This is a genomic window from Kallipyga massiliensis ph2, from assembly GCF_000311985.1.
GTDB lineage: Bacteria > Bacillota > Clostridia > Tissierellales > Peptoniphilaceae > Kallipyga > Kallipyga massiliensis.
In genome coordinates this window covers 1,301,310-1,310,442 of sequence record NZ_HE978585.1, presented here as the reverse complement: position 1 = coordinate 1,310,442, position 9,133 = coordinate 1,301,310, and the positions used below count along the sequence as shown (strand labels likewise).

Genomic DNA, 9,133 nt, shown 5'->3' with positions numbered 1-9,133 from the left:
AGAGGCTCATATTTATGGTATAATAGTAAAATAAATAGCAAAAAATTATCAAGAAGCGAGACAAAAGGTATGGAGTTAAATAGAAAGAGTATTATCGAAAACGCCTACAATGGGTATATTTTTTCGGAGAAGAAAAATGTTGATAATGCGAAAGTTTATCGTTTTAGAAACGAAACGGGTACAGGAGAAATGCGTTGTTATGATTTGCTTGAAGGAATTCAATTATCTTATAACAACTTAAATATGGAAACAACACATCAAAAAATAACACCTAAAGAAGGAATCTTACAAATTGATCATTGCCTTGAAGGGTGCTATGAATTTAAGCTGGAAAATAATGAACGCGCATTTATTGGAAAAGGAGATTTAAGTGTTTTAGAACTTGGGAAAGTACCGTTTGAAAACTCTTGTATTCCCATGAAAAAATATGTAGGGCTTTCTCTTTTTATTGATATGAGTATAGCACAAAAGTCCATTTCAAAATATTTTCCATATGGAAATATAGATTTGTTTGAAATGCGGGATAAGGTGTGCAAAAATGGGGCGGCGTTAATTATCCGCTCTCGTCATGAAATCAATCATATTATTGGTGAATTATATAGGGTTGATGAGAGGATACAGCTTCCATATTCAATAATTAAAACAATAGAACTATTACTATTTCTGAGTTTAGTTGAAAGTAAAGACACACATAAACTTCCATCCTTTTCTGAGCCTGTGTACGAAGCAACTCAAGAATGCTACAAAGCTCTTATGGAAAATCCTTTTGACAGATATTCTATTTCTGAACTGGCAAAAAAATATGCAATTTCTGAATCAAGTCTTAAAAGATGTTTTGCTTATATAACAGGAAATTCAATAGGCAGTTTTATTAAAAAAACTTGTCTTGAAGCGGCAGCAGAGTTACTAATTCATAAGTCAAGTATGTCTATCGGAGAAATAGCGGATTTAGCAGGATACTTAAATCAAGGCAAGTTTTCTTCAGCTTTTAAAAAACATTTTGGAGAGACACCACAACAATATAGGAGTAAATCTGTTTGACCTGTTTGGAGCAAATAAAGGTCTAATAGGTTATAAGAGAAATATCCATTTTGATGTAACATAGTTGCTGAAGATGGACATTTGTTGCAGGAAGACCATCCGGTCTTCCTATTTTTTTCGAACAGATGTTAGCTTTATCTAACCAAAAAGGAGGCGTTTAATATGACGAAAGAAAAAATGACGGTAAAGGATATTGTAACGGTTGCCGTTATGATGGCTCTGTTCTATGCAATAGCATTTTTAGTGGGAATGGGTACGGTAGCTATCCCTATTCTTTACCTTTATGGAACAGCAGGCATTGAAATGTTTTTGGGTTCAATTTTTTACTTGGTAGCAGCCAACAGAGTAAATAAGCATGGTCTTTTATTTGTTTGGGTAATGATATATGCACTTATTACCGCAGCGATGGGTTATATGTTTATGGTTCCTTATTTTATAGCTGTTGCAGTGATTTCTGAAATTGTGATGATTGGTAAAAACACATATAGAAATCCTGTTAGAAACATGATTGGCTGGAGTACATATGGAATCGGCATGGTATTGGGAATTGGCGTACCTTGCTGGGTTGCATGGGAAAGCTATCAAAAACAGGCACTCGCAAGTGGTTTTGCAGATGCTACGATGAAGCTTCAGTATAATATGGTTTCTTCTCCGAAATTGATGCTCGTTGGTGTAATTATAACGGTAATATTATCTGCATTAGGTGTGCTTATATCACAAAAAATTCTCAAAAAACACTTTGAAAAAGCCGGAATTTTGAGTTAAACAATGAGCTGCGAGAAAAGACTAAGAGAATTAAGTGGTATAGGTGCGCTATTATTAACATTTCTCGCCTGTATGGTATCTATTTTTACTGAAAGCTATTATATGCACGCTTTGTTTGTGATATGGCTGGCTATGCTTCTTGCATATTTCGGTTTTGTCAAACAAAGCGTGCAATATGTGTTGCTTTATTCATTTACAACATTTTGGTTGATAATGATGATTCCAAAAGGAGTGATGATAATATCGCCGATGTTATTAGGAATGATATATAAATTTATTGTTCCTATTATGGCTGCCTATTTAACTTTCAAAATACCATCAGGAAAATTGATTGCTGTATTTCAGAAAAGCTCAATGCCACAAAATATACTTCTGATTTTGGTGATTATGATCAGATTTATTCCAACCATATCAGGGGAAATAAAAACGATAAAAGAAGCAATGAAGGTGCGTGGATTAACCGGAAGTAAAAAAAAGGTGTTCTTTCATCCATTAAGAACTGTTGAGTATGTAGTAGTCCCTTTAATTTTTCGTTCAATTAAAGTTGGAGATGAACTTGCTGCAGCGGCTATTGTAAGAGGTGTTGAAAACACCGGTAAAAAACAAAGCTATTATGAAACAAAAATGAGTAAGACAGATATTGTGATTTTAACGATCAGTCTTTTATTGCTAATCGTTTGCATTATTTGAGGAGGGGAAATTGATGAAAAGTGAAGTAAAGATTCATCATGTAAGCTATTCATACAATAAAAATGAAATGCAGCTTAATGACATCAATTTAAACATCCTACAAGGGGAGTGTATTGCAATCATTGGAGCTTCAGGTTGCGGAAAATCCACATTAACAAGAGTGATAAACGGGCTTATACCGTCGTTCTTTCAAGGAGAGTTAAGCGGAAAGACTTTTATTAAAGAGAAGGACATACATCAATTACCATCTTGGGAAATAGGGAAAATGATTGGTAACGTTTTTCAAGATCCAAGAAGTCAGTTTTTTTCCAATGAAGTTGCCGGGGAAATTGCGTTTGGATGCGAAAATATGGGACTTACACATAGTGAAATAATAAAGCGAGTTAATCAAACTGTAAAAGAAATGGGAATTGAAGATTTACTCAATACAAGTATCTATTCCTTATCATATGGCATGAGACAAAAAGTAGCAATATGTTCGGCAAAAGCAATGGAGCCTGACGTATATGTATTTGATGAACCATCAGCAAATCTTGATTTAAGTGCAACATATCTTCTTGCAGACTTAATAAAAAGATTAAAAAACAGTGGAAAAACAAGTATTATCGCAGAACATCGACTTTTTTATTTAAGAGGTATTGCTGACCGATATATTTTTATGGAAAACGGAAAAATAATTAAAGAATATTCATCAAATGAAATACAGGAACAAAAGTCTGAGGCGCTTAATAAAAAAGGGCTTCGTTCTTTGCGTTTTGAGGATATTTCTATTCCAAATACCGATTTGAGCGGAATCACATCGCCACATCCAATATCGGTAACGGGCTTAAGTAAAGATTTTAAGAACCACCAGCTGCTTAAAAATATAACTTTTCAATACGATAACAATGAAATTATTGCTTTGGTTGGTGCAAATGGTGTGGGAAAAAGCACATTAGGAAAGGTTTTTGCAGGCTTAATGAAAGAAAGTTCCGGTGAAATCTTAGTGGATGGAAACTCAAAAAAATACAAGCAACGCATTGGGAAAATTTGGTATATACCTCAAGATTTAGATTCTCAACTTTTTGGAGAAGATTTAATAGACGAATTAACAACAGGATTAGACAATCCTGATAAAAACATAGATAAAGCCGAAGATATATTAAGAAAATTAGGCTTGATTGAGTTAAAAAATAAACATCCTGCAACTTTGTCTGGTGGACAAAAGCAAAGGCTTGTTTTAGGTGTTGCTATGATGAGAAATGCTCCGATGATTATATTGGATGAGCCAACATCCGGTTTAGATTTTAACAGTATGGAAAAAGTTAGGATTTTAATTAAGGAACAACAAAAGAATGGAACCAAATTTCTGATTATCTCTCATGACATTGAATTTATTGCAAGAACTTGCAATAGAATATTAAAACTTGATGATGGGGAAATTACAGAAGATTATTATTTAGAAAATATACAAGACTTATTAAAGTCAATGAATGCGAAAGAGGTGGAAAAATGGATGTGTTAAAGAAGCATTTAGGACAAATTTTTTTTGCAGTTTTTGTCGCAGTCCTTGGGGTGCTTTGTGGAGTTTTGCCATATTTTGCAATGGCGAAAATCGTTGAACATATAGCTGCTGGAAAAATAAATTTTATGATTTATAAAGAGCCTATTTTAATAATTTTATGCGGACTTTTAGGAAGTGTTATTTTTCATGAAATATCAACATTAACTTCTCATAATCTTGCTTTTCGTATTATTGAAGATGAGAGAAAAAAACTTGCAAGAAAAATAAGCAGATTATCTATGGGGGAAGTTGAGAAAAGGAGCAGTGGTGAATGGACACAGTTTATGCTTGAAACTTTGGATAAAATGGAACAGCCAATCGCACATGTAATCCCAGAAGTAATCGCAAATGTTATTATTCCCATCGTGTTAGTTATTATTATTTTTGTGCTTGATTGGAGAATAGGTCTTGCCAATCTTGTAACTCTTCCAATCGGTGTATTGTTCTCGTTTTTAATGATGGGAGGATACGAGGAAAAATCTCGTAACTACCAACAAGCTGCAAAAAACATGAATACTACTGCGGTTGAATATATTAGAGGTATTCAGGTTATCAAAGCTTTCAATAAATCAGCGTCATCCTATGGAAAATTTGTAGATGCCGTTAATAAGAACAGGGACAGTATGCTTAGTTGGTATTTAAGTGTTTGTTTTTATATGACTGCTGCAATGGAAATTCTGCCTTCAACTATGTTGTTTGTCTTGCCTATTTCTTTGTTTCTATACATGAAAGGGAGCATTTCTGTTGGCATTCTCATTATGTGTGTGCTGTTATCTTATGCATCTTATAAGCCTTTGATTAAAGCAATGAGCCATATGGATACAATGGCAAACGTAAGAGTAGTGATTGATGAAATCAAGACAGTAATGAATTTGCCGGAGCTTGAAAGAGGAGATAATTGTAATACGATAAGCTCTTACGGCATAACCTTTGAAAATGTAAGTTTTGGTTATAACGACGAAAAGAAAGTATTTGAAAATTTGTCTTTTCATGCAGAAGAAAAACAACTTACAGCTATTGTAGGATATTCAGGCAGCGGAAAATCTACCATTGCAAAATTAATTGCCGGATATTGGAATGCTGACAATGGAAAAATTTGCATAGGCAATGTAAATGTAAAAGATATTTCTCTTGAAAAAAATATGGAACTTGTAACCTATGTTTCGCAAGAGAATTATCTTTTCAAAAAAACCATTTTAGAAAATATGAAATTGGCTAAGCCTGATGCGAGTATTGAAGAAATTGAACAAGCGTGCAAGAAAGCCAGTTGTCATGACTTTATTATGAGCTTGCCTGACGGATATAACACGATTGTTGGTGAAGCGGGCAATAATCTTTCGGGTGGTGAACGTCAAAGAATTACCATTGCAAGAGCGTTGCTAAAAGATAGTCCTATCGTTCTTTTGGATGAAGCTACTGCTTACTCTGATCCAGACAATGAGGCAGAAATTCAGAAATCTATAGATGCATTGGTTAAAAATAAAACCGTTATTATGATAGCTCACAGACTTTCGACTATAATTCGTGCGAACAAGATTATTGTAGTAACCAATGGAGAAATAGAAGCTGAAGGAACACATTCCGAGCTTCTTGGTAAAAGCGAAACCTACGCAAAAATGTGGAAATCGCACATTAGTGTATATCAACAGGCGGAGGTAAAGTAAATGAGAGATTTAATTAAAAAATTATATGCTATTGCAGGCAAAGAATCGTCAAAACTCAGTAGAATGCTTCTATTTGAGGTGCTTAAAAGTATTTTTGAGGGCGTTGCGCTGGGAGCTATCATGCTTTTTTTACTCAAAGTATTTCAGAATATTTTTGAGCATAGAGAAGTACTTATACAGGATGTATATATTGTATTTGGCGTGGCAATGTTAAGTGTTGTAGGAAAAATACTATGTAGTTATATGGCAGATCGCAATAAGTATATTGCTACTTATAACATGGGAGCAGAGAACAGATTATATATCGGCGATCAATTAAAACGAGTAAACATGGGATATTTCAGCAACAATCGACTTGGAAATATATCCGGAGGATTAACGACAGTAATCGGGGAGCTTGAAACCGTAGGTGTAAATATTATTGAAACACTTTTTGTAGGAGTGATTCAAACAGCAATCATGGCACTTTTTATGCTTCCGTTTGATATGGTTACAGGGATTATCATATTAGCGACCTTATTTGTGGGGATGTTAAGTAATGCCCTCTTTCAGAAAAAAGCAGATGAGTTGACGAAGAAACTACAATCATTAAAAATCAACTTGAATGCAACCACTTTAGAATATGTAAAAGGAATTAGCGTTATCAAGTCTTTTGGAAAAGGGAAAGAAATGATAACAGAATTAGACAGGAATATCTCTGAAAGCCGCAAAGGATTTATCAATGTTGAAAAAACAGTTGCTCCTGCCGCTCTTATTTTCCTTTTTATTTTCAAACTGGGTATTTGCGCAATTATACTTTCTTCAGTTTTCCGCTTTTGTTCTGCTTCGATTCCACCATATAAAGCGGTAATGCTTATAGTATCAAGCTTTATTGTATTTGCAGGATTTGAGATGGCTGGAAGTATGCAAAATATAAGGGGGGTTGCAGTACAAAATTTAGATGCCATATCCAAACTTCGAGAGCTACCAACAATTTCAGAAGGCAATGTAACGGAATTGAATGTTGCCAAAGTTGAGGTTAATAACGTGAAATTTTCTTATGAAAAACAATCATTGTTTGATGGAATAACTCTTTCTATATCGGAAGGAGAGACAACAGCTATTGTAGGCGGTTCAGGAAGTGGAAAAACAACACTCTGTAACTTAATATCACGATTTTGGGATGTTGATGGCGGCGAAATCTTGATTGATGGGAAAAATATAAAAGATTTTAAATATGACAACCTGTTGTCTAATTTTACTTTTGTTTTTCAAGATGTGTACCTGTTTGATGACACAGTAAAGAATAATATTAAGTTTGGTAATCCTGATGCAAGTGATGAAGAAGTTATGGAAGTTGCTAAACAGGCACAGTGCCATGATTTTATTATGGCACTACCTCAAGGATATGATACGGTTTTGCAGGAAGGAGGCTCTAACTTATCAGGAGGCGAGCGTCAAAGAATTTCCATTGCCAGAGCAATGCTTAAACCAAGTAAGATTGTGATTTTGGATGAGGCAACATCAAGCGTAGATCCTGAGAATGAAGAACAACTTATGGTTGCTTTACACAATTTACTAAAAGGTAAAACTGTACTTGTCATTGCACATAAATTGGAAACCATTCAAGGTGCAGATCAGATTGTTGTAATGGATAAAGGTAAGGTAGAAAGTGTTGGAACACATGGGGAGCTACTTGAGAAATCACAAATTTATCAGCGATTTATTTATCAAAGGGAAAGAGCAATCGGATGGAAAATCAAATAGCAACATTTTTAGAAGGGGGACTTTAGAATGAAGCAAGATATGAAAGAACAACTGTTAACAAAAAGACCGATAGATTTACTATTTCAGCTATCTATTCCGGCGGTTATCGGAATGATAGTAATCGGTTTGTATCCGTTAATGGACGGGATATTTGCCGGGAAAATCATAGGGCAAACTGCAATGACTGCCTGTGGCGTTGCGATGCCACTTACTTTTTTTAACAGCGGGGTGTCTACACTTCTTGGCGTAGGTTCTGCATCTGTTTTATCACGAGCGATTGGTAAAGGAGATCAGAAAACCGTAGATAAAATCATGGGCAACCTGATTTTCTGGGTGATTTTGTTTTCGGCAATCATAACAGTTGGAGGAATACTACTTGCACCACATTTTTTAGATATGGTCGGAGCAACGGGTGAGATCAAAGCTTATGGTATCAGATACCTAAGAGTAATCTTTATCGGTTCCCTCTTTGTAAATTTTACACAGTCCGCAAACATGGTTATGCGTGGCGAAGGTCTAATGAAAAAAGCCATGATGATAATGGGACTTGGAGCTTTACTGAATATCATTCTTGATCCGATTTTAATGACAGTTATGGGTGAATACGCCATTGAGGGTGCCGCACTTGCTACTATTACAGCCCAATTTGTTCAAGCAGTTGTAACGCTGCACTACTTCCTGAAAAAGAGCAAGGTTGTAAAAATTCATAAGATTAAGTCTGATGCGGAAATAAAAAAAGAAATGTTTGGAGTAGGCTCATCAGCTATGATGATGCAGCTTCTGTTTATGATTCAGCAGACAATGCTTTATAAAATGGCATTTAAGTATGGCGGAGATCCAAACGGAATTTTGATGGCAGCATCGCTTCGTGTATATGCCTTTTCGTTCATTCCACTTTGGGGAATGAGTCAAGGATTGCAGCCTGTTGTCGGAACAAACTTCGGAGCAAAGCAATATGACAGAGTAAGGCAAGCAATGAAGGTGTTTTCTATCGGAGGACTTGTGCTTGCGGCAATCTTTTGGATTCCATCATTATTGCTATCAAGTCAGATACTTTCCTTGTTTGGAGTAGAAGCAAGTATCATAACACAGGGAGTTGGGAATTTCAGGCTATTCTATTCTGTATTTATTCTGTATGGAGTAATGGTAATGACAATTACATTCTTCCAATCAATCGGGAACGGAAAGAAAGCAGGAATTATTGTTATGCTTAGACAGCTCTTCCTATTTGTTCCTGCAATGGTTCTTCTGCCAATGGTATTTGGAGTAAAAGCTGTTTGGTTCACACAGCCCCTTGTTGATTTCATTATGATTGTTGTGGGCATCTTTATGATGCTTGGAGAACTAAATAAGATGAGCAAAGAAAAAGTACAAGCATAAAATTTCTTATTATGTGCGTGGATACCTGAAATAGTAGAAGGGCTTAATATATGAGGAATAGTTAGTTGTAAAATGGAGGGACAGGATATGATAAAGGCTATATATTTCTTTGAAGCTATAACTCAAAACAAAATCCTTCCTTTTTCTTATAAGATTTACAGTTGTCTGTCTTTCCATATTCTCGTCTAAACAATTAAATATAGTTAAGGAAAGGACGGGTTTCTTTCATTTCAGAGGACTTCTTATGCCAAGATGCAGGAGTCCTCCTTTTTTTGTCTGAAAAACAAATAGACAAAAAGAAATG

Annotated in this window: 7 protein-coding genes; all 7 read left to right on the top strand. The window is 35.1% G+C overall.

All coding sequences use genetic code 11. The annotated features are described in order from the left end of the window. The first annotated feature begins 69 nt into the window (after positions 1-69). The 7 genes from HGKM_RS05995 (at position 70) to HGKM_RS05965 (ending at position 8,829) form a co-directional block, all read left to right on the top strand. On the top strand, positions 70-1,041 hold the full coding sequence (locus tag HGKM_RS05995; RefSeq protein ID WP_019134437.1) for a helix-turn-helix domain-containing protein: 972 nt from the start codon (positions 70-72) through the stop codon (positions 1,039-1,041). A 162-nt stretch (positions 1,042-1,203) separates the two neighbouring features. Further along, positions 1,204-1,806: an MptD family putative ECF transporter S component gene (locus HGKM_RS05990; protein ID WP_019134436.1), complete on the top strand. Its 603-nt coding sequence runs from the start codon at positions 1,204-1,206 to the stop codon at positions 1,804-1,806. A gap of 3 nt (positions 1,807-1,809) precedes the next feature. Beyond that, the gene (locus HGKM_RS05985; protein ID WP_034579044.1) at positions 1,810-2,496 is read left to right on the top strand and encodes an energy-coupling factor transporter transmembrane component T family protein; all 687 of its coding nucleotides are present in this window, start codon (positions 1,810-1,812) and stop codon (positions 2,494-2,496) included. 13 nt (positions 2,497-2,509) lie between these two features. Then, positions 2,510-4,000, top strand: coding sequence for an ABC transporter ATP-binding protein (locus HGKM_RS05980; RefSeq protein ID WP_019134434.1), 1,491 nt, complete (start codon positions 2,510-2,512; stop codon positions 3,998-4,000). After that, entirely contained in the window at positions 3,988-5,703 is a 1,716-nt protein-coding gene (locus HGKM_RS05975; protein ID WP_019134433.1) for an ABC transporter ATP-binding protein, read from the top strand. The genes HGKM_RS05980 and HGKM_RS05975 overlap by 13 nt, the downstream gene beginning before the upstream one ends. After that, the gene (locus HGKM_RS05970; RefSeq protein WP_019134432.1) at positions 5,704-7,449 is read left to right on the top strand and encodes an ABC transporter ATP-binding protein; all 1,746 of its coding nucleotides are present in this window, start codon (positions 5,704-5,706) and stop codon (positions 7,447-7,449) included. It abuts the gene before it with no gap. A 27-nt stretch (positions 7,450-7,476) separates the two neighbouring features. Further along, positions 7,477-8,829 (top strand): MATE family efflux transporter, encoded by a 1,353-nt coding sequence (locus tag HGKM_RS05965; RefSeq protein ID WP_019134431.1) that lies wholly within the window; start codon positions 7,477-7,479, stop codon positions 8,827-8,829. The last annotated feature ends 304 nt before the right edge of the window (positions 8,830-9,133 follow it).